This window comes from Elizabethkingia occulta (assembly GCF_002023715.1).
Lineage (GTDB): Bacteria > Bacteroidota > Bacteroidia > Flavobacteriales > Weeksellaceae > Elizabethkingia > Elizabethkingia occulta.
This window is the reverse complement of the sequence record NZ_MAHX01000013.1, coordinates 546312-568879: the sequence shown is the minus strand read 5'-3', so window position 1 is coordinate 568879 and position 22568 is coordinate 546312. Positions and strand designations below refer to the sequence as shown.

Genomic DNA, 22568 nt, shown 5'->3' with positions numbered 1-22568 from the left:
ATAAATATTTATTGATTAGTAAATCTAAATATAAGATTTTTCACACTATGTTGAAAAAATATTTATCAATATTTTTTAATTTCCAAGCTCCAGCTGGTTTTTCACTAATCGGTAATATTCACCCTTCAATGCAACTAATTCGGAATGGCTACCCTCTTCTACCACTTTACCTTTATCCAAAACAATAATCTTATCAGCATGCTTCACAGTTGATAATCTGTGAGCAATAACAATAGCCGTTTTTCCTTTAAAAAACTGTTCCAGATTTTCCATAATGACTTTCTCATTATTAGCATCCAAGGCACTGGTAGCCTCATCAAAAAAGATATATTCCGGAGATTTATAAACTGCACGCGCAATAAACAAACGTTGCTTTTGTCCGCCACTCACACCAATGCCCTCGTTTCCTATTTTGGTATTATAACTTAGCGGAAGCCCTTCAATAAATTCTTTGATATTAGCAATATCTACTGCTTTCCGAAGTTTTTGCTTATCTACATAATCTTCTCCGACTGCAATGTTATTGGCTATAGTATCATTGAATACATAACCTTCCTGCATCACAACACCACAATGATCCCTCCAAAAACGAGGTGAAACATTCTTAAGTGGTGTATTACCTATTCTGAGTTCACCTTCCTGTGGTTCATAAAACTTCATCAACAGTTTTAGCAATGTTGTCTTTCCGCTTCCACTGGCTCCAACAATTGCAGTTGTCTTCTGATAAGGAATACTCAGGTTAAGATGTTCAAAAACATAAGCGTCAGAACCTACATAACGGAAAGAAAGATCTCTAACTTCAATGTCCTCCTGAGGTATCTCACTTACATATTGTTCTTCTGCATTCTCTTCATCTTCTTTATCATGAATTTCTCCCAGGCGTTCTAATGATATTTTCGCATCCTGAGTCTGGCGAATAAAATCAATAAGCTGCATTAATGGTCCGTTCAACTGTCCGATGATATACTGCACGGAAAGCATCATCCCCAGAGTCAAATTACCATCTAATACCAGTTTTGCTGATAAAAAGCTAACCAGAATATCTTTCATCTGGTTGATAAAATTACCTCCTACAGATTGCCATTGTTCCAATGAAAGTGATTTGATACGAAGCTTGAATAACTTTACCTGCAGAAACTCCCATCCCCAACGCTTTTGTTTCTCAGCATTGTGCATTTTAATTTCTTGCATCCCATTAACGAGCTCTATAACCTTGCTCTGCTCCTGCGAGATCTGTGAAAATCTTTTATAATCTAGCTCTTTCCTTTTTTTCAGGAAAAAAGTAATCCATCCTATATAAAGAATTGCTCCTAAAAGATAAATCAGGAATAAACGGTAATCATAAAATAATAGTACAATACTAAATATAATAAGATTGACCAATGAAAATAAAGTATTGAGAGAAGAGTTAGTCAACAACTGTTCAATACGATGATGGTCATTTATCCTTTGCATAATATCTCCGGTCATCCTTGTATCAAAGAAACTAATTGGCAGTTTCATTAATTTGATAAAGAAATCGGAAATAATAGAAATATTAATCCGGGTAGAAAGGTGAAGTAAGATCCAGCTGCGGATAACTTCTATTCCCATTCTTCCAACGAAAAGCATTATCTGTGCTAATAAAACCAGATAAATAAAATTAATATCATGATTCTGAATTCCGACATCGACAATACTCTGCGTAAGGAATGGAAATATCAGAGAAAGTAAACTCCCTGCCAAAAGCCCAACTGCCAGCTGCAAAATCAGATTTTTATATTTCAGTAAGTATTTTGAAAGAAATTTAAAACTGGCTTTACTTTCGGTATCATCCCATTCAGTCTGATAAAAAGCAGGAGTAGTTTCCAGAATAAGAGCAATGCCCTCTTCTGTTTTTTCATCTGCATTTTCCCCAATCCAGAATTTAATAAACTCTTCCCGAGTATAGGTAATCAGTCCATAACTTGGATCAGAAACATATACTGTATAATCGTTTTTCTTTTTTTCAATTTTATAAACCACGACAAAGTGGTTTTTGTTCCAGTGGACAACACAAGGCAACGGAACTTCGGATGCTAAATCCTCAAAATTAATCTGTACACCAAGTGTACGGTATCCGAGATTTTCTGCAGCATCACTTAGTCCTAATAGACTACTTCCTTCACGTGTGGTTTCAGAAAGACCACGTATCTGTTGTAATGGTATGCTTTTTCCGTAATATTTACTTACAATCCGCAAACATGTAGGACCACAGTCCTTGGCATCTGGCTGCTTATAGAATGGAAATTTTTTCAATACTAATATTTTTTCACGAAATATAGAAATAAAGAGCAATCTGTACTCTGCCTCCTAATTTTTTTTATTTTGGATATTTTATACCTGACTTTAGTAATGTATTCAGATATTCTTGGTGCGTGCAATTAAATATTAAAGGCAGATATGAATATCTGCCTTTAGTTTTGTATTAAGGATTTAGACAGCCGCCATCCCACATTTCACATCTCCTTTTTATAGGATCCCAGTCAATGCAGCATTTTGGAGCCATTCCTCCATTAACCTTTTTAAGCTCATCTTTTTGTAACTTTTTCATAATGTAATATTTTATTTGGTTGGTATACAAATATGATTTTTTCAGATGACATGCGCAAGTATTTTTAAAAAATAACACCAAAAATGGAAATATAATAATACTCTTATACATTAATAATATTGACTAAAATTCTATATCGGTGTTTTTCAGCAAGTCTGAATTACTTAAATTTGTATGTAATAAAAAAACATGGATAATAATCACTTAGCCAATTACACTAAAGAAGAAAGAAAAGCTCATATTTTAAAAGAGATTAATCTGCATACACGTGTAAGTTTTGATACGCTATCTAATCAGCTTTTTGTTTCTGAAGATACCATCAGAAGAGATATTAATGAACTTGAAGCAGAATCATTAATTATAAAAATAAAAGGTGGTGCTATGACAAAGGCTTACCACCACTCTTCTGCAGCCACACAGGTTTATTCCGGAGAGGCTAAACAAATTATTGCACAAAAAACGCTTGAATTATTACACGACGGCATGGTCTTGTTAATGGGCGGAGGCACTACGGTCCGAGAATTCATTCGTTTGATTCCGAATGATTTGCATCTTACAATATTTACTGTTTCAGTAATTTCAGCTATCGAATTACTGGACAAACCCAATATTAAAACAATTATGATAGGCGGTGCCATATCTCCTTACAGCCAGATGTGCATTAGCGGAGATGTTTATAACACATTGGGAAGCATTAAGGCAGATTTATTGATTCTGGGCACCAATGCACTAGATATAGAAGGAGGTTTTTCAGATTCGGATTGGGATACCGTCCAGGTTAAAAAAATGATGATAAAAGCATCACAAAAAGTGGCCATTCTTACAATATCTGAAAAGCTAAATACTGTATTAAAAATGAAAATTGCAGATCTATCCGAAGTAGATTATGTTGTCACAGAAGCAGATTCCGGTGACGAGAAACTGCAATCATACAAAAATGCAGTTCCAAGTCTCACATTTATCTAATCCCAATTCTTCATCAGAAAATTTATCCAGTTTTGATGAAAAATATTTTTCAGGTCTTCTTCTGTATAACCGTGGTTCCGGAAAATAGAAACCAATTTTTGAAGGTCGGCTATTGTATCCAGATCATAGGGACACTGTTCGGTTCCAAAAGCTCCGTCCAGATCAGATCCAACACCAATATGAAGTGCATTTCCTGCAATCTGGCAAATATGATCCATATGCTTAAAAACTGTTTCCAGATTACACTGCATACCCAAAGGTGTAGAAACTCCTCTCTTCCAGTCCGGAACCAACATCCAGGCATCTAAAGCTCCCCCTATAACAGCTCCTCTGGCAATAAGCGCTTTAATCTGTTCATCATCATACTGCCTGTTATGATTCACCAGACTTCTGCAATTATTATGACTTGCCCAAACCGGTCCATTATAATGATCTAATGCCTGCCAGAAAGCATCATCACATAAATGAGTAACATCCAAAATCATATTCAGGCGCTCTATTTCATGTAACAATTCTATTCCTTTTTTATTCATTTCCCCTGTGGAATCAGTTCCATTGGCATAACGTCCCGGACCATAATGAGCCGGGCCAATAGCCCGAAGTCCGTAATTATATGCTTTCTCCAGGTAAGAAATATCAACTATAGAATCCGCTCCTTCCAAACTCAGTATATAACCAATTGGTTTTTTATCATTTGGTGTCCCATCATTCCATAAGGCAATATGCCGTTGTAAAGATTCCCGGTCCGTAATGGAAACCATCTCACCTTCTTCTTCCATACACTTATACCAAGCGACCTGTGCTTGCGTCTGCGCCCATGCCTGCTGTGGAGAATTCCATCCCGGAATAAGACTATCCGGCTTCACAAATCTTGCTATCTGCGTTGCAACAACAATACCTATATTCCCTTTCCGCAGATCAGGAAAAGATACAGTTGCTCTGCCTCTGTCTGGTTTATCATCCATACCTTGCTCCAATTGACGTAGCAAGCTTACATTATTTCTAAGATCCCGGTTCCATTCCATAGCATTCATGCTAAGATCCAGATGTGCGTCGAATATGAACATAAGGTTTTTAATTTTTGTTTATATATTTATTTTTCTTTTGCGGGCAAGTACTGTCCACTGATCCATAATATCTTGCTGAACATTAACAACCTGAATAGTTTCGTATAAAGCACAGGTAGGACAAATATGATAAGGAACTGCATAGATTATTTCACCTAATCGATACTGCCTGTCTCCATTATTCTGAAGTACCATGTGTTCTTCAGATTGTGATACAGGTATAAGATGGGTATCATCAAGAATTGTCAAGCGCTTGTCCAGAGGATTTTCTGAAGCAACTGCTTTATATCCTATATCAATACACAATGTATTTCCCGTAGGTTTAGACACAACAGTCCCTACCAATACTGCTGCAGGTAAAAATTTCTGTTCAGGCAAATTAATCTGATAATTTATATCCCAGAATACAAAAGTACCAGGGCTACACTCCACATCTTCCTGCTCTGCATAAAAAGGAAATGTCCCCGAACCGCCCGCTACAATCTTCAAATCAACGTTCAGCTCTTGTTTAAGGAAATATAATTTGTCTCTAATAACAGAAAATGCTACTGAAGCTTTATCCAATCTTTCCTCCATTGTACCATGCAAATGCCCATCGTAAATATGGATTCCTAAAAGGTGAATATTAGGCATTTCTATAATTTTACGGACCAGATCTTCCCAATCACTCCTAAAATCTATACCCGTCCTGTTCATACCGGTATTAATATCAATATAAAGCTTAAAAGTCTGATCATTATCTTGTCCAAGTTTGGACAAAACATCTACAATCTCAAAATTATCTACAATAACAGAAAAGTTAATTTTCGGATATTCCTGTACTAACTCCAACCAACGTTTCTGCTTTAATAAACCAGCCGGTTGATATGCCAATAATACATCCGGAATATTGTACAAAGCACACAGCTCCGCTTCCGAAATGGTTGCACATTTTACTTTATCAATTCCATAAGTCTTGAATAACTCCAGAATCTCTCCAAGCTTATGTGTTTTTACATGAGGCCTTAACTTTGTCAGATCACCATTTACAGATTCGATAAGCTTTTCTATATTGTACCGGACACGATCTGAATATATTGCCAGAAAAGGAGTATCTGTAAGGGTATCAGGATTTATTTCCCACCATTTTTGCTGCATATTGATCTTTAATTTTTTGTACAGTTTCTTTTAAATATTTAAATACTTCAAGTGATTTCTCATAATTCAGATTAGCCAAAGTTTCTGCTGAAAACAAATGTGAGCCAATCCCAACACAAGCAACACCTGACGAGAACCACTCTTTCAAATTATCCTCTTCCAACCGGACTCCTCCCGTTGGCATTAATTTCAGTTCAGGAAATGGAGATTTTATTGCTTTTACATAGTTTGCTCCACCTATAGCATCAGCCGGAAAAAGCTTAACAACCTCCGCTCCCAATTTATTTGCATATAATATTTCATTTAGAGTTGCCGCTCCCGGAATCCAATACAGATTATTATCATTACAATAGGCTGCAATCTGAGGATCGATATGTGGACAGACAATACAATCAGCCCCCATCTTATGATATTCCGCCGCATCTGCTGCATTAAGAACTGAACCTACGGCAAGTTTAACATTAAGATTATGCGTATTCTTAAATCGCATCATCTGAGCAAATACTTCCTTTGAATCTCCGGACCGGGCTGCAAATTCAATTATTTTAATTTCTGAATCAGCAGCAGATTGGAGCAATATATTGGCAGTTTCAACTCCTATTTTTGTAATTAAAGGAAGTACTCCCTGTTCTTTTAAAATATCATACATAAATCTTTATCTGTTAATTCTGTTACTGGAATTGTGATTAATAAAATGGTCTATTTCTGAGGGAGAAATAATCGCGAAATCTCCCGGAATACTTTGTTTTAAAGCCCCACAGGCTATTGCCATATCAATAGTTTCCTGTCCGGAAAAATCACCAGTAAGCCCATAAAGCAGTCCTGCGCAAAAAGCATCACCAGTACCTATCTGATCCGTAATGATATGCAGTCTTGCTTTTTTGGATTCATACAACTTATCTTCATGCAATAACATTCCATAATATACCTGTGTAGCTCCCTCCGAAATCCTGAAACTCATCGCCAGTGTCTTCAGGTATGGCATTTTCTCTTTCAGCAGTTCATACACTCTCAGAAATCTGTCAGAATGGGAATCGTTTTTATTAATATCAAGCCCAAAATATATTTCTGAAGAATCCAGATCAGCTATCGTTATTGTACTATAGTAAAGTAACTCAGGCATAATCTCGGACGGATGCTTACCATATTGCCATAATTTGGAGCGGAAATTAAAATCAGAAGAAATATCAATACCTTTATTATGAGCCGATAATATTGCCTTTTTACACATCAACGCCGCATTATTAGAAACTCCGGGACTAATTCCTGACCAATGAAACAATGAAGATTCTGACAGTACAATATCCCAATTAATATCTTCTTCATTTATTGTTGAAAATGCAGAATTACTGCGATCGTAGATTACCTGTGATGCTCTTATCTGATTACCGGATTCCACAAAATACAATCCCATTCTTTCACCACCATATATACAATCTGCTGTATCTACTTTGTATTTGTGAAGCTCGTTGATGGCCAGCTGCGCAAGATCGTTATCCGGCAATCGTGTAACATAATGAGTATCAATCCCCAATTGAGAAAGCAAAATACAGACATTAGCTTCTGCTCCACCCGTGTAAACCTGCAATTCTTTTGTCTGCGTAAATCTATTCTCTCCGGAAACATGCATCCGAAGAAGCAATTCACCAAACGTTGTTACTTTTATGGAAGAGGTATTATCTTTCATTCAAAAGTTTTTAATACAATTCGAAAACAGCTTCTACCTCCACAGGGATATTATCCGGCAATGATCCCATTCCTACTGCACTTCTTACCCCTATACCATTCTCTTTCCCCCATACTTTTGCAAAAAGATCACTACATCCGTTAATAACATAAGGATGTCTTAGGAAGTCTGCACTACAGTTGACCATACCAAATACTTTAACGACTTTCTTCACAGCATTCAGACTATTAAAATTAGTAACAATAGTGGATAACATGGTTAAGCCTACTTGTCTTGCTGCAAGCTTGCCTTGTTCTATATCCATATCCTCGCCTATTCTCCCAATAATAAGGGATTTATCATCCCTTACCGGGCCGTGCCCTGACAAGTACAGATATTTACCATCTACTAAAAAAGGTTTATATATGCCAAGCGGTGCAGGAGCCGGAGGCAAAGACAATCCGAGTGTTTCAAACTTTTCCTGCGGTAACAAATTCATCATATTTTTTAATGTATAATAGTGTTAAGTATAAAAATAAAAACAATTCCGAGCACAGAGACCAGTGACTCCATTACGGTCCATGATCTCACCGTATCTTTCATACTGGTACCGAAATATTCTTTGAATAACCAAAATCCGGGATCATTTACATGGGAACACATCAGACTACCAGCTCCTATAGCGAGTACTAAAAGATTCGCGTCCAAAGCATCCAGTTGCAACAACGGCAACAAAACACCCGCCGTCATCAAGCCCGCTGCCGTAGCAGATCCTACACAGATTCTTATCAATGCAGCCATTAACCATGCAAGCAGATAAGGATGAATATTGATCTGACTCAGGTTATCCACAATTGTCTGACTAACGCCGCTTACCATCATTATTTCTTTCAGGCTGCCCGCTCCTCCGATAATAAGTATAATCAAAATAACATCTTTAATAGCCTCTGTAAACTCACTCATAATGGTTTTCATATCTTTTCCCATCCTGATACCTAAGGTATAGGTACATATTACCAATGATAACAACATGATAATGCTGGGTTCTCCAATAGTTTTACACACCAGACTTACATATTCATTCTTCCATATCAGAGGTAAAAGCGTTGTAATACTAAGTCCAAAAACAGGAAATAATGAAGAAGTGATACTTATCCAGAAACCCGGTTTTTCAGCATGAGGAGCAGATGCACTCATTGTAGAATTAAATGCGCTGGTCTCAGTAGTTTTAATGTTCTTTAGTGTATTGGAGAATAATAAACCTGCGATAAAAAGAGTCGGTATAGCTATAATAATTCCGTAGATAAGTACCAGACCTACATCCGCATGCAACATACTATTCAATGCCATTGGCGAAGGATGAGGCGGCAGAAATCCATGTGCGACAGATAAAGATGCCAGCATTGGAATCGCGATATAAACCTTAGGCAGCTTAAACTGATATGCTACTGAAAAAATAAGAGGCACCAGCAATATAAAGCCAACACTATAAAATAAAGGTATTCCGACAATAAATCCGGTAATCATAAGTCCCAAACGCACATACTTTTCACCTGTCCACTTCATAACAGTATCTGCAATTACAGATGCTGCACCTGAGGAAACGGTAAGCTTTCCTATACACGTACCGAAAATAATAATCAGTGTAATAGACCCCAGCATATCACCAAAACCTTTCTGGATAGTCCCAGCCAGCTTATCAACAGGAACTCCTAATGTAAGCCCTGCCAACAAAGATGTTGTAATAAATGCAATAAAGGGATTAATCTTAAATCTTACGATCTGCAGTACCAATACAACAATACATAATGAAAGAATCAGAATATTCATTATTCGTATATTATTTATCCCACCATGTTCTCGTTGTAAAAACATCTCTACCCTGTCGTTCCAGCGCTTTTGCCAGGTTAGCAGAATTAACGGAATACTCGCTCGTAGGATATTTTATACGCCTTGGTATTGTAGCATTGGTCACATTACCCGGGAAGTTTACAGGTGTCAATTGTGGATATCCTGTTCTTCTCCAGTTTGCATAAATTTCCTGTTCATCTACAAATAATCCAATCCACAATTGTGTATGTATCTGGTTCATTTTCTCATCAAATGTTCCTGAATCTTTAAACGGATTAGCTGTAAGATAAGGTGTTGCATCGCTAATTGCATAAGAAGCACCATATATTCCCATATTAAGAAAAGAAGCCTTTATTGCTTTTTCATAAAGTGTTTTAACCGACTCCCCATACCATCCTCGTAAAGAGGCCTCTGCAAGATATAACTGAGTTTCAACATTACCCAATATCAGCAACGGAGCATCCATCCGGAGAACTGTACTTTGATTAGGTTCGGAATAAGTTGCCTGTTCTGCAGGACTGGGCGCTATATTAGTTCCGTTAGGAAAACCTTTTTGCGCCGCTGGCGTTGTATTCTGTACAGATCCTTCCCATACTCCAGAATACACACTTATTCTAGGATCAGAAGTAGATTTCAACAGATCTATAAAAGTTTTACTTAGCTTACCCCCTTCATTGTTTGTTCTTCCATTTGATCCTCTGGAAAAATCCCATCTTATAGGATCAAATGCAGACGGATTACGGTTGAAATCATTAGGCCCATCTGTATATTTCATTATAGCATTATCAGCACTATTCAGAATAACACCTCCATTAATGGCTTTGGTTACCCAATCTTTTGAAAGATTAACATCCACTTTAGTCAACCTCAATCCTAAACGAAGCATTAGTGAATAAGCAAATTTTTTCCATTTAACAATATCACCGTTATAGATTAAATCAGCTTTACCAAATCCAATTTTTGCTGCATCAAGTGCAGATGCTGCTTCGTCCAGCTCTTTCAGCATGTCTTTATATACCAATTCCTGACTGTCATATTTTGGTAAGAAAATTTTATCTGTATAAGCTTTTGCAGCTTCCGTATAGGGAATATCTCCATACAAATCGGTAATACGATGATACAAATACACTTTCCAGATTCTGGCAGTATTCAGCTTGTTACTATCCTTAGGACTATCTTTTAATTTGTCTATTACCAACGTTACCTGATTTATAGCATTTGGATAAGCCTGCGAAAAATAAGCGGAATAGTATACCTCATTATCCAGATATTTATCCCCAACGCCAGACGCTTCTTTATAGGAAGCATAATGCTGCATCATTTGTCCACACTGGAGGATGGAGGTATAAAAGTAATTGTTGTTCAGTCCGTCCAATTGGGATTTGCTGAATACAAAATCCGGATTGGGTGTATCTACAGAATTAGGATTGGTATTAATATCTTCAAAACCTCTTGTACAAGAAGAAACAGACAACAGTACAAACAGTGTATATAATATTATTTTATTCATATTATGTAATTTAGATGTGATAAGATTTCTTACAATTTGACATTTAAACTCAATCCAAAGCTTCTGGTTCTTGGTACTCCGAATTGCTCTATACCTTGTGCATTTCCTGCACTAAATACAGATTCGGGATCAACATTTGGTGTCTTCTTGTAAAGAATGAACAGATTTCTGGCAACAAGTGAAACGGATATCTCTCTTATAGCTGGCAATCTTTTTATAGCAGGCAGCTTATATCCAATAACAAGCTGTCTTAGCTTTATAAAGCTGGCATCATAGACAAACATGGAAGTAATATTTCTCATTCCGTCGTAATAGTTACGCAAGTTCTCCGGAGCAATAACCATATCAACAGGTTTTCCGTTTACATCCACTCCTTTTATAGGCAATCCGTTTTCACGTCCCTCCAATGTAAGCTTTGTAAGCCCCATTCTGGTTCCGTATAAATCTGTACCAGAGAAAAGGCTTCCTCCGAATTTTGCATCTATTAAAAAGTTAAGTGTAAACGATTTGTATTTAAAGTCATTACTAAGCCCTATTCCCCACGGATGAACTCCCAAACCTAGTTCTTCCAGAGATCCTCTTGCCATCGTTGCAGAGCCACCACTTACATTATAGACAATATTTCCGCTGGCATCTGTAAGAGGTCTGTAACCTTTTATAATACTATAAGGCCTGCCTACATCACTGGTGACAATCGCATAACCATTTACCGAAGTAGCCATAGAAATAGAATTAAGCTGATCTGTAAGTGCCTCTACAGTATTTTTGTTGTAAGAAGTGTTTAAAGTAATATCCCATGAGAAATTTTTGGATTTATAAGCCTTACCATTAATCAGTAATTCTATCCCTCTGTTTCTCATTTTACCAATATTGAGCAATGAAGTGGTTGCTCCCGATGAGTTGGAAATCGTTGTTTCTACAATATCATTGGTCGTAGAACGGTCATACCATGCAAAATCAACATTCAGTCTGTTCCTGAAAAATCCCAAATCAGTCCCTATCTCGAAAGTGGTAGATGTAAGCGGACTTAAAGTAGCATTAGGCACCCTGTAGTTCGTATATCCCTGAAGTTGCTGTCCATTGTGACCACCTTGTGACAAGATAAAAGAAGGCTGCAGAGCATAAGGATCTGGTGTTGCCCCGCCTACCTGCGCCCATGAACTTCTGAATTTGGCATAAGAAATCCATTTTGGCATTTTAAAAATATCTGACAAAATCAAACTGGTTCCAATTGAAGGATAGAAAACAGAATTATTTTGAGGCGAGAGCGTTGAAAACCAATCCTGGCGTCCTGTAAAGTTCAGGAAAAAAACATTTTTATAATCTAAGTCTACAGCACCATATACCGAATTTGTTTTTGTCTTACCGTACGGATATGTATAGCTTACAGTAGACAAATTGGTTAAAGAATAAACATTATCAAGAATAAATCCGGAACCTTCTATCCGGGTTTCATCCCTCATAGTTGTACGGGAATTCACACCCAGTAAAGCATTTACCGAAATATCTTTGTAAATATTCTTTTTATTATAATTTAAAATCGCCTCCGAATTGATTGTGGATAGTGCCATCTTCGAACTCTGTAGATACCCAATAGGATTATTAAGTGTTGTTTTAGGAATATATCCTGTAAAGTTATAATTGGTATAATCCTGCCCCACTCGTCCTACCAAAAACAGATCAGGTGTAAAGTTCAGCTTCATATTCACCATCCCTATAAAGCGATTCTTGGTATCATTATTTTTTATTTTACTAATAACATATTGTGGATTAGTAGCAATCGGAACAGGATTCCAGGCTACCTCCATTCCGTTTGCATCATATCCCGGAGCCAGATTTCGTATATCTACTGTATTAGCAATCATATAAGCGCCCCAGTTAGGATTAGCTTCCGCATCCGATACAGTTGGCCTGTTGTTGGATTTTTCAATATTGTATTGTGCAACAACATCAAATTTCAGCCAGTTCGTCAAATTGACATTTCCAGCTATATTAATTGTCTTTCTGTTAAAATCTGCATTCGGAATAATATTTTTATTATCCATATTTGAAAGCGATAACCGTCCCGCCGCCTTTTCGGTTCCACCAGATAAAGCAACCGAATTGGTAAATGTATTTCCTGTTCTGTAGAAATTCCGGATATTATTCTTTTGCGGACTGTACGGCCTTTTTACACCGTCAAACTGTATTACATCACTTCCGTCCATTTTAGCACCCCAGGACCAGCGCCCTGTACTAACAGCTTCCGACTGGGTAAGAGGTTTTTTCCCTTTATCTCCTGCTCCGTATTCATATTGCCAGTCTGGTACAATAGCAACATTTTCTAAAGTGAAAGAGGTATTATAATCTATTCCGATTCCTTTTTGTGCAGTACCTCTTTTAGTATTAATAAGGATTACACCGTTTGCAGCATTAGCTCCATATAGCGCAGCAGCAGTACCTCCTTTCAGAACGGTTATACTCTGGATATCATCAGGATTGATCACCGTAGTACCATCTCCCCTATCTACATTTATTCTGGTAAGGTTTGCTCCGTTACCAATAACAGGAAGATTGAGTTGAGTATTATCAATCGGCAGATCATTTATCACATACATTGGCTGGTTGTTCCCGTTCAAAGATCCGTTTCCTCTTATCACTACTCTGCTCGAACCATTTGGACCGGTTGCAGTACTACTTACATTCACACCTGCAATTTTGCCCGTTAGTGCATTTGCCACATTTGTTTCTTTAGCTTTATCAAACTGATCCCCTTTAAGCTCGGTAATAGCATAAGTAACAGATTTACCAATCTTTTTCACCCCCAATGCAGTAATTACAACCTGCTCTATTACATTTTCTGATGATTTCAGTTTAATAAGCAAATCTTCTGTGCCATCTAGTTTATGTTCTGCAGTAGTATAGCCTGCAAAATTTACCACAACAAAAGTTTCCCCTTCCGGAAGATTTAATCTGAAATACCCTTTTTCATCTGTAGTAGTTTTCTGATCAGGATTACTTTTTGCATAAACAGTTGCTCCGGATATAGGAGATCCGTCTTCCTGATTAACAACTCTTCCGGTTACTTCCGTCTGAAAAGCACCCTGTACTGTAGCATATTTTTTAGTCACCGGTTCATTTCCCTTCATCATATATGCCATACCTCCAATAAATGTTAAAAACAATATTTTCTTCATAGCTATTTTTTCGTTTTTTAATATAAACTCAAATGTATATAAATTTTTTACATACAAAGCATTTTTTTTGCAATTAATTGCATTTTTTTTGCAAAATACTGAATAATAGCCAATATTAAACACATACAAAAGGTATTACGATTCAGATTATATAAAAGATTTAAGGATTATAATGTTATAATTTTGAAGTTTCAACTCACATTTTTTTTAAAAACAACTATTTATTTAGCCAAATACCATCGAAACATATATTAATTAAATAACAAAACAATCAATTAATATAAATATTAAAAATAACAGAAACAAAAAATAAAAATGTATTTGATAAAATATATTCAAATATTATTATAAATATGCACTTTAATATTTTGAGATAAAATTTAGACAACAGCATAGACGCCATACATTATTAAGAATTAAAATCTAATTTTAATTACAAATGAATAAATTATGAATTATTTTCACTTTTAAAATAAAAAAATACACTTATTGCATTTTTTTTGCACAACTGAGAACACAAAATATGAAATCTGAACAACAGTCAGATATGGACATGATTTATTTCAATAAAATAATTATAACTCTATAAAACCCCGTCTGAATGCTCTAAAAACAAGATAATCGAAAGTAAATCCGATATGCCTTTATTTTACTTATTCTGATATTTAAAATAAACTCCCTATTTTTGTAGCTGAAGCTAATAGTTATACGACAGAGTGAATTTAAATGAAAAATATAAATTCATACATCTTATTATTTTTTCTGTCTCTTGCAAGTATTTTTAGTAACGACTGGACCAATTCCACTACTAAGAATATTTTGCAGACATACGACAGTATTGTTGTTCACACCATTGATGTTGGTGAGGATACGGATAATAGTATACTGGTATCAGGCAGAACAATTCATGTTCTGAAAAAAGTATTCTACGATGATTCTTATTTTTACAGCCTTTTAACTCCTTCCAAAGTCGGCAAAAAGGTTTATGTTACGGATCTTCCGATCCACATCAAATGCTCAGTTAAATCCTTTCTACATTTACTCCAGTTATATTAGCGATAAGTGACTTATAATCAAATTTATAAAATTCACTTTTCAACTAAAATATTTAACAATGTATTTAAAACATGTAATAATCTGTATTGTTACAGTATTACTTATTGCTTCATGTAGTAAAGCCAAAGACAAGGGTAACAAGGAAGTAAAAAATGTACCGGTATTAAAAATTATCAAAAAAGACACCTTAGTAAGCAACCAATTTGTAACCGATATCCAAGCAAAAAAGAATGTAGAAATTCATTCCAGAATTGCAGGAATTATGCAATATATTTCTGTTAATGAGGGCCAGTTTGTAAAACAAGGTCAGCGACTTTTCAAGATTAACGATGCTGAATTACAAATGGAGCTTTTAAAATCTAATGCCAGCCTGAAGCAGGCAGAAGCAGATGTCCGTATTGCCGAAGTAGAGGTTAAACAAATCCAGAGTCTTTACGACAAAAAGTTTGTTGCCGGAAATGAACTGGAAATGGTAAAAGCCAAGCTGTCTTCCGCAAAAGCAAAACGCGCATACGCAGATGCTGAACGCAAAACCGTTTTACAAAAAATAAGTTTCACCAATATTGTTGCACCTTTTGATGGTGTTATAGATGTTATACCTTATAAAGAAGGAAGCTTGGTAGAAAACGGGTCTCTTCTTACAACATTATCTCAGCTGAATGAGATCTATGCTTATTTTTCTATTCCTGAAAACAAGTATTTTGAGATGTTGGCCAATGACAAAATTGGTGCTCACCAAAAAATTGAATTAATGCTTCCTAACGGAATTAAATACCAATACAACGGAACATTAAGAACTGCAGAGGGTGAAATTGACAAGGCCACAGGATCTATCAGATACAAAGTATCTTTTCCGAATCCTGACCACCTGATCAAACATGGTACTTCCGGAAAACTTATTATTTCGGAAGACCAACCGGATGCTATACTTATTCCGCAGAAATCTACATTTTCTATTCAGGACAAAACCTATGTTTTTGTAGTTGACTCTCAGAAGAAAGTCAAGATGAGACATATAAGTATCGGATCTACTCTCAGAGATTCTTATATTGTGGACAGCGGACTAAAATCCGGTGATATTATCGTTTATGAAGGCACACAGTCTTTAAGAGATGGTGAATCTATCAGTATAAAAAAGACTTATTAACATCCTTTCATAATCTGTAAAATCAACTAGCAATGGTAGAAATGTTTATCAGGCGAAAGGTTCTTTCGCTAGTAATCTCTATAATTATTGTTCTATTGGGAGTGATGGCTTTGTTAAAGTTACCCATCACCCAGTTTCCCGATATTGTACCTCCGTCTGTAACTGTTACAGCAAGATATACAGGTGCTAACGCCGAAGTATCTGCTAATGCAGTAGCCCTTCCACTGGAACGGGCCATAAATGGTGTACCGGGAATGACCTATATGTCCACTGTAACTTCCAATGACGGACTAACCCTTATTCAGGTTTTCTTTGAAGTCGGAATAGATCCCGATGTAGCAGCTGTTAACGTACAGAACAGGGTAACCACTGTTCTCGACGAATTACCGGAAGAAGTTATCCGTGCCGGTGTTACAACCGAAAAGGAAGTAAACAGTATGCTGATGTACCTTAACATTACGAGTAAGGACGAAAGTCAGGATGAACAATTTATTTACAACTTCACGGACATTAATATTCTGCAGGAACTGAAACGTATTGATGGTGTAGGCCGTGCAGAAATTATGGGACAGAAAGAATACTCCATGCGGGTATGGCTGGACCCTCAGAAGATGGCCGCATATCATATTTCAGCAGACGAGGTTATTACTTCTTTGCAAAAACAAAATATTGCGGCAGCGCCCGGAAAAGTAGGTGAAACATCCGGAAAGACTTCCAGCCAGCTACAATACGTTATAAAATATACCGGAAAATTCTACGATCCAAAACAATATGAAGAAGTACCTATCCGCTCGGATGCCAACGGTACAATTCTGAAACTAAAAGATATTGCCAAAGTAGAATTTGGTGCCATGAACTACGGAATGGTATCCAAAACTGATGGAAGACCGTCTGCATCAATTATGATGAAACAGCGTCCGGGCTCCAATGCTTCGGAAGTTATCAAAAATGTAAAAGCAAAAATGACGGATCTGAAAGAGACATCTTTCCCACCGGGTATGGAATACAACATGGCCTACGATGTCTCCCGATTTTTGGATGCATCCATAGACTCTGTATTGCATACTCTGATTGAAGCCTTCATCCTTGTAGGAATTGTAGTATTTATCTTCTTACAGGACTGGCGATCTACATTAATACCGGTCCTTGCTGTACCAGTTGCTTTAGTCGGGACATTTGCCTTTATGCAGACATTGGATTTCTCCATTAACCTACTAACATTATTCGCGCTGGTTCTGGCGATTGGTATTGTAGTGGATAACGCCATAGTAGTTGTTGAAGCCGTCCATGTTAAAATGGAAGAAGGCCTTAGTCCTCTGGATGCCACCATTACAGCGACAAAAGAAATTGCAGGTGCCGTAGTGGCAATTACTATAGTGATGTCCGCAGTATTTATTCCTGTTGCATTTCTGGATGGCCCTGTAGGTGTATTCTACAGACAATTCTCATTGACTTTGGCTATCAGTATTGTAATCTCAGGGGTAAATGCATTAACACTAACACCAGCCCTTTGTGCTATTATCCTGAAACCACACGACCACAATAAGAAGAAGAATATTGTGGATAAACTCTTCCAACGTTTTAACAATGGTTTCGATAAACTGACAAAAGGCTATACTAATATCCTTTCAAAATTCGCTACCCGAACAACAGTAACTTTCGGATTATTATTCCTATTCATTGGCCTTACTTGGACGACATCCAAATTCTTACCGGGTGGTTTTATCCCAATGGAAGACCAGGGAATGGCTTATGTCAGCGTTACAACTCCACAAGGTGCAACTGTAGAAAGAACCGAAAAAGTTCTGGATGAAGTTACCGAGATAGCTAAAAAGATTGAAGGTGTAGAAAATGTAACCACTCTTGCCGGGTACAGCATTGTTACGGAAATTGCAGGTGCATCTTATGGTATGGCGATGATTAACCTGAAGGACTGGAAAGACCGGAATATCTCTGTTAATGAGTTTATTGCTGAATTATCAAAGAAAACCAAAGGTATATCCGATGCCCAGATCGAAATTTTTGCACCACCAACAGTTCCGGGATTTGGTAACACCAGTGGTTTCGAATTGCGTTTACTAGACCGCTCAGGTGGAGATATTGTCAATACAGACAAGGTCACCAAAGAATTTATCAAAAAACTAAATGAAGCTCCTGAGATTCAGAATAGCTTTACCAGTTTCGATGCTACCTTCCCGCAGTATATGATCCATATTGACTATGATATGGCTGCTAAAAAAGGAGTATCTGTGGACAATGCAATGTCTACCCTGCAGACTATGCTTGGATCCTATTACGCAACTAACTTCATCCGTTTTAGTCAGATGTATAAGGTAATGGTTCAGGCAAGTCCGGAACATCGTGATACACCGGAAAGCATTCTGAATCTGTATCTGAAAAATGACGTTGGAGAAATGGTTCCTTTTTCCACATTTATTACCATAGAACGTGTATACGGCCCGGAAGTTCTTACCCGTTACAACATGTATATGTCGGCAATGATCAATGGAGAACCAGCTGAAGGCTACAGCTCCGGAGATGCTATTGCAGCAGTAGAACGTGTAGCTGTGGAAACGCTTCCGAGAGGTTTTGATATCGAATGGTCCGGTATGACCAGAGAAGAAATTTTATCTGGTAATCAGACCGTATATATCTTCGGGGTATGTCTGTTATTCGTTTACCTTCTTCTTGCAGCACAGTATGAAAGTTTCCTGTTGCCAATGCCGGTACTACTAAGTTTACCAACAGGTATTTTCGGATCTTACATTGCCTTGGTACTGGTCGGTCTGGATAACAATATCTATGCACAGGTAGCCCTTGTCATGTTGATCGGCTTGCTTGCCAAAAATGCCATTTTGATTGTTGAATTTGCTATAGCCCGGAACAAAGAAGGTTATGACATTATTCCTGCAGCTATCGAAGGGGCCCGCCAGCGTCTTCGTCCGATCCTGATGACATCTTTTGCCTTTGTAGCAGGACTTATACCGCTATGTATTGCAACTGGTGCCGGTGCCACAGGAAACCGTTCCATTGGTATCGCGGCAGCAGGTGGTATGCTTATCGGTACTATTTTCGGACTGGTTATTATCCCCGGACTTTACATATTTTTTGCCAAACTAGAAAACAAGAAGAAAGATGAACAAAAGGTTTCATAGAATTATATACATCCCTCTTGTAGTACTGGGGCTACATTCATGTACTACTCCGCAGGTATCCGATATTAAAAAAGCACCGGCATTACCCGTAAATATTCTGCCGGCAGCAAAAGACCAGCAGGCGGAATTTAAACCGGTGAATATAAATACCTATTTCAACGATCAGGCTTTAATTCAGCTGTATGATCAGGCAGTCAAGGCGAATCCCGATTTTCAGATTGCTCAACAGCGTGTAGAAATTGCGAACAGTTTCCTTAGAAGATCGAAAATGGACCTACTGCCTTCTCTTGATATCGGCACATCTGTGTCCGGAGATCATTATGGTAAATATACCATGGAAGGTGTTGGTAACTACGACACCAACCTTTCTCCTAATATCACAGATGAACAGAAGATCAATCGTGATTTCACCCCCAATTATTGGTTAGGAGCAAGAAGCAGCTGGGAAATAGATGCCTGGGGAAAGCTAAAAAATAAAAAGATAGCGGCCCAGAAAAGATATCTGGCTTCTACAGAAGGACTGCGCTTGCTACAGGTAGAGCTTTTTACAGATATAGCCAATTTATATTATCAGTTGGTAGCACTGGACCATAAACTGGCAATTTATAAACAAAACTACCAGCTACAACAAAGGGCTTTCGAAATTATTACCGCTCAGCGTGCAGTAGGAAAAGCAACCGAGCTGGCTGTACAACAGTTCAGGGCACAAAACAATAACTGGCTGGCTGAAGTTGAACATATTAAAGCAGAAATTGTAGCGGTAGAACAGGCAGTTATGACGCTTACCGGATCTTACGGTGGTGAAGTAAAACGCAGCAAAGTACTTATAACAAGCAATATGGATATCCTAAATAAATCTATAGATGTAAAAAACATTATCCATTCCCGACCGGATGTTGCTTCAAATTATTATGTACTGGAAGCTACACATGCCGATGCAAAAGCAGCAAAAGCAGCATTCTATCCCCGTATAGATATTGGTGCAGGTATTGGTTTCAATTCATTCTCTGCAGAAACATTATTCAAGCCTAGTTCGTTAGCAGCACAGCTTTTAGGTGGGTTAGTTGTTCCTATATTCAACAAAGGTCAGTTAAAACATGAATTCAATGTTGCAGATAAAGAGCAGGAAATAGCCTTTCTAAATTATCAGAAGAGTATTACTACAGCATATAATGAACTTCAGTCAATTTTAAAACAAACCAAAATTTATGAAAAGGTTTTAAAACTAAAATCTGAAGAAGTTGGATTTTTGGAAAGAGGTATAGAGGTATCTAACGATTTGTATGTTACCGGTTATGCAAATTATATGGAGCTTATCAACTCTCAGAAAAACAAGCTGCAGGCTGAATTAGATTTACTGGAATTTCAGCATCAGAATACCCGAAACAATGTTCTTTTATTCAAAGCACTTGGCGGAAATCTGGACGATTAAATAAGAAAGCAGCCTGAGAAATTTCAGGCTGCTTTTTTTTATGTGTTGAATTTCATCAAGCTGGGAAAGCGTTTTACTAATCCCAGATTAGCTGTTAATAATAGTTAAAGTTTAAAATCTGGTGAAACTTTTTTCACTATACGGTGTCATATATCTAAAATACCATAGAAACATGTACAAATTTGGATGTATAACACTACTATCTTTATTGAGTATCAGTGCTCATGCCCAGTCCGCTATTACAGGAACTGTGAAAAATCAGGATAACAAAACAATCCCATATTGCGCAATAGGAATAAAAGATTCCAAAACCGGAACTATTACTGACGGGAGTGGGAATTACAAACTTGAAATCCCTGATGAAGCCAAGAATAAGGAAATCATCTTTACGGCAGCCGGATATGCGGACAAAAGTATTCCTGCAAACGAATTAAAAACCACCAGTAATATTGTGATGGATTACAAAGTTACTAACATTGAAGCTGTTGTAGTTGGCTCCAAGAAGTTGAAGGAAAAAACAATAGGTCAAAAGTCCCGCCCCTTCCTTACTTTTTCTAAAATGTTCGATCAGAATGTTCCCACTATAGAACAGGGCAATATTTTCACGGTTTACCAAAAAACCAGGCTGGCTGCTTACAATTTCTATATTATCCCAAGTTCAAAATTCGAACAGATAACGATGAAGCTTAACATCTACAGTGTAAAAAACAATGAACCAGACCGACCTCTTTTACAAGAAAACATTATCTACAAAACCTCAACTACCGGATGGCAAAAAATTGACCTATCGCAATATAAATTAAACTTTAACAATCTTGATAAAATAGCAGTCACTCTGCAATTAGTAGATCATAAAGCACTACCAGATATTGGTTTTGTATTTGGTATTTCTGCTAAAAAATCTCTTTCAAAAAATCTGCTTTTCAGATACCAAAGCCAGGGAAACTGGGAAGCAAGTGAAGGAAGCTTTATTACCAATCTCGATATTCGTTATGATAAAGCTAAAGGAGAAAAGGATATTACCGAAGAACAGGAAGCAGACAATAATAATGATGCAGACACTAAAGCTCTTATCAGTTATTATGAACATAAAAAAACCGCCCAGAAAACAGTATATGGCAAAAATAAAGAAGGAAAATATATAGATCTGAAGGATGCCAAAATATATTATGAAGAATATGGAAAAGGGCAACCTTTGATCTTTTTGCATGGAAATAACGGGAGTATTTCTGATTTTTCTAAACAAATTCCTTTTTTTGCCAAGCATTATCGTGTAATCGTTATAGATACAAGAGGTCAGGGAAGAAGTACAGACCTTACACAAGACGCCTATAGCTACGAAAAATTTGCTTCAGATTTATATCAGGTTACCAAAAGTCTTAATCTGGAACAGGTTGATATTATTGGCTGGAGCGACGGAGGTAATACAGCTTTAATTTTTAACTATGAACATCCGGAAATGGTTAACCGTATTGTTACTATTGGTGCCAATATGAATCCCGCAGGTGTAAAAGAAACATTAATTGAACTATTCAAAAAACAAATAACCGCTAATGATCCCAAGACTAATCAGCGACTGGTAAAACTTATGCTGAATCACCCAGATATCACGTCCAATCAGTTGAGTGTTATTACCAACCCTGTTTTGGTAGTTGCAGGAAGTGATGATGTAATTAAAGATGAACATACCAGACTTATCCACAAACTTATCCGTAATTCGGAGCTGGCTATTATCCCCAATGCTACACATTATATTCCGTTTGAACAGCCTGATAAGCTGAATGAATTGATGCTAAATTTTTTAAAAAATAAATCCTAATATCATAGCCTATA

The 22568-nt window shown here is 37.0% G+C and carries 16 protein-coding genes; 6 read left to right on the top strand and 10 right to left on the bottom strand.

From position 1 onward, the window contains the following. Positions 1 to 75: 75 nt before the first annotated feature. Both BAZ10_RS08930 and BAZ10_RS19355 read right to left on the bottom strand, forming a co-directional pair. Positions 76 to 2277 (bottom strand): peptidase domain-containing ABC transporter, encoded by a 2202-nt coding sequence (locus tag BAZ10_RS08930; protein ID WP_078771745.1) that lies wholly within the window; start codon positions 2275 to 2277, stop codon positions 76 to 78. Between the two features lie 169 nt (positions 2278 to 2446). Continuing rightward, positions 2447 to 2572 (bottom strand): hypothetical protein, encoded by a 126-nt coding sequence (locus tag BAZ10_RS19355; RefSeq protein WP_255025533.1) that lies wholly within the window; start codon positions 2570 to 2572, stop codon positions 2447 to 2449. Positions 2573 to 2761: 189 nt separating this feature from the next. Between BAZ10_RS19355 and BAZ10_RS08925 the strand changes: the two genes are divergently transcribed. After that, positions 2762 to 3538 (top strand): DeoR/GlpR family DNA-binding transcription regulator, encoded by a 777-nt coding sequence (locus tag BAZ10_RS08925; protein WP_078771744.1) that lies wholly within the window; start codon positions 2762 to 2764, stop codon positions 3536 to 3538. Here the strand turns inward: BAZ10_RS08925 and BAZ10_RS08920 are convergent. Genes BAZ10_RS08920 through BAZ10_RS08885 form a run of 8 tightly spaced genes read right to left on the bottom strand, consistent with a single transcriptional unit; the run spans position 3535 to position 13945 of the window. After that, positions 3535 to 4605, bottom strand: coding sequence for a dipeptidase (locus BAZ10_RS08920; protein ID WP_078771743.1), 1071 nt, complete (start codon positions 4603 to 4605; stop codon positions 3535 to 3537). The two genes, BAZ10_RS08925 and BAZ10_RS08920, sit on opposite strands and share 4 nt — an antisense overlap. An 18-nt stretch (positions 4606 to 4623) precedes the next feature. After that, entirely contained in the window at positions 4624 to 5742 is a 1119-nt protein-coding gene (locus tag BAZ10_RS08915) for a D-TA family PLP-dependent enzyme (RefSeq protein WP_078771742.1), read from the bottom strand. Next, positions 5711 to 6391, bottom strand: a complete 681-nt coding sequence (locus BAZ10_RS08910) for a beta/alpha barrel domain-containing protein (RefSeq protein WP_078771741.1) — start codon at positions 6389 to 6391, stop codon at positions 5711 to 5713. Before BAZ10_RS08910 ends, BAZ10_RS08915 begins: the two co-directional genes overlap by 32 nt. Before the next feature lie 6 nt (positions 6392 to 6397). Next, positions 6398 to 7429 carry a sugar kinase gene (locus tag BAZ10_RS08905; protein ID WP_078771740.1) on the bottom strand — a complete coding sequence of 344 codons (1032 nt, stop codon included), beginning with the start codon at positions 7427 to 7429 and terminating at the stop codon, positions 6398 to 6400. A gap of 10 nt (positions 7430 to 7439) precedes the next feature. Continuing rightward, entirely contained in the window at positions 7440 to 7907 is a 468-nt protein-coding gene (locus BAZ10_RS08900) for a RidA family protein (protein ID WP_078771857.1), read from the bottom strand. Between the two features lie 8 nt (positions 7908 to 7915). Continuing rightward, positions 7916 to 9238, bottom strand: coding sequence for a GntP family permease (locus tag BAZ10_RS08895; RefSeq protein ID WP_078771739.1), 1323 nt, complete (start codon positions 9236 to 9238; stop codon positions 7916 to 7918). 10 nt (positions 9239 to 9248) lie between these two features. Then, positions 9249 to 10769 carry a SusD/RagB family nutrient-binding outer membrane lipoprotein gene (locus BAZ10_RS08890; RefSeq protein WP_078771738.1) on the bottom strand — a complete coding sequence of 507 codons (1521 nt, stop codon included), beginning with the start codon at positions 10767 to 10769 and terminating at the stop codon, positions 9249 to 9251. A gap of 29 nt (positions 10770 to 10798) precedes the next feature. Further along, a complete protein-coding gene (locus BAZ10_RS08885; protein ID WP_078771856.1) occupies positions 10799 to 13945 on the bottom strand; it encodes a SusC/RagA family TonB-linked outer membrane protein in 3147 nt (1048 codons plus the stop codon). Positions 13946 to 14671: 726 nt separating this feature from the next. Here BAZ10_RS08885 and BAZ10_RS08880 point away from each other — a divergent pair. The 5 genes from BAZ10_RS08880 (at position 14672) to BAZ10_RS08860 (ending at position 22554) form a co-directional block, all read left to right on the top strand. Next, complete coding sequence (locus tag BAZ10_RS08880; RefSeq protein WP_059323361.1) at positions 14672 to 15001, top strand: hypothetical protein; 330 nt, start codon at positions 14672 to 14674, stop codon at positions 14999 to 15001. Positions 15002 to 15059: 58 nt separating this feature from the next. Further along, positions 15060 to 16148, top strand: coding sequence for an efflux RND transporter periplasmic adaptor subunit (locus BAZ10_RS08875; protein WP_078771737.1), 1089 nt, complete (start codon positions 15060 to 15062; stop codon positions 16146 to 16148). Between the two features lie 32 nt (positions 16149 to 16180). Continuing rightward, the gene (locus tag BAZ10_RS08870; protein ID WP_078771736.1) at positions 16181 to 19303 is read left to right on the top strand and encodes an efflux RND transporter permease subunit; all 3123 of its coding nucleotides are present in this window, start codon (positions 16181 to 16183) and stop codon (positions 19301 to 19303) included. Further along, the gene (locus tag BAZ10_RS08865) at positions 19284 to 20735 is read left to right on the top strand and encodes a TolC family protein (protein WP_078771735.1); all 1452 of its coding nucleotides are present in this window, start codon (positions 19284 to 19286) and stop codon (positions 20733 to 20735) included. The genes BAZ10_RS08870 and BAZ10_RS08865 overlap by 20 nt, the downstream gene beginning before the upstream one ends. A gap of 172 nt (positions 20736 to 20907) precedes the next feature. After that, positions 20908 to 22554: an alpha/beta fold hydrolase gene (locus BAZ10_RS08860; RefSeq protein WP_078771734.1), complete on the top strand. Its 1647-nt coding sequence runs from the start codon at positions 20908 to 20910 to the stop codon at positions 22552 to 22554. Positions 22555 to 22568: the final 14 nt, after the last annotated feature.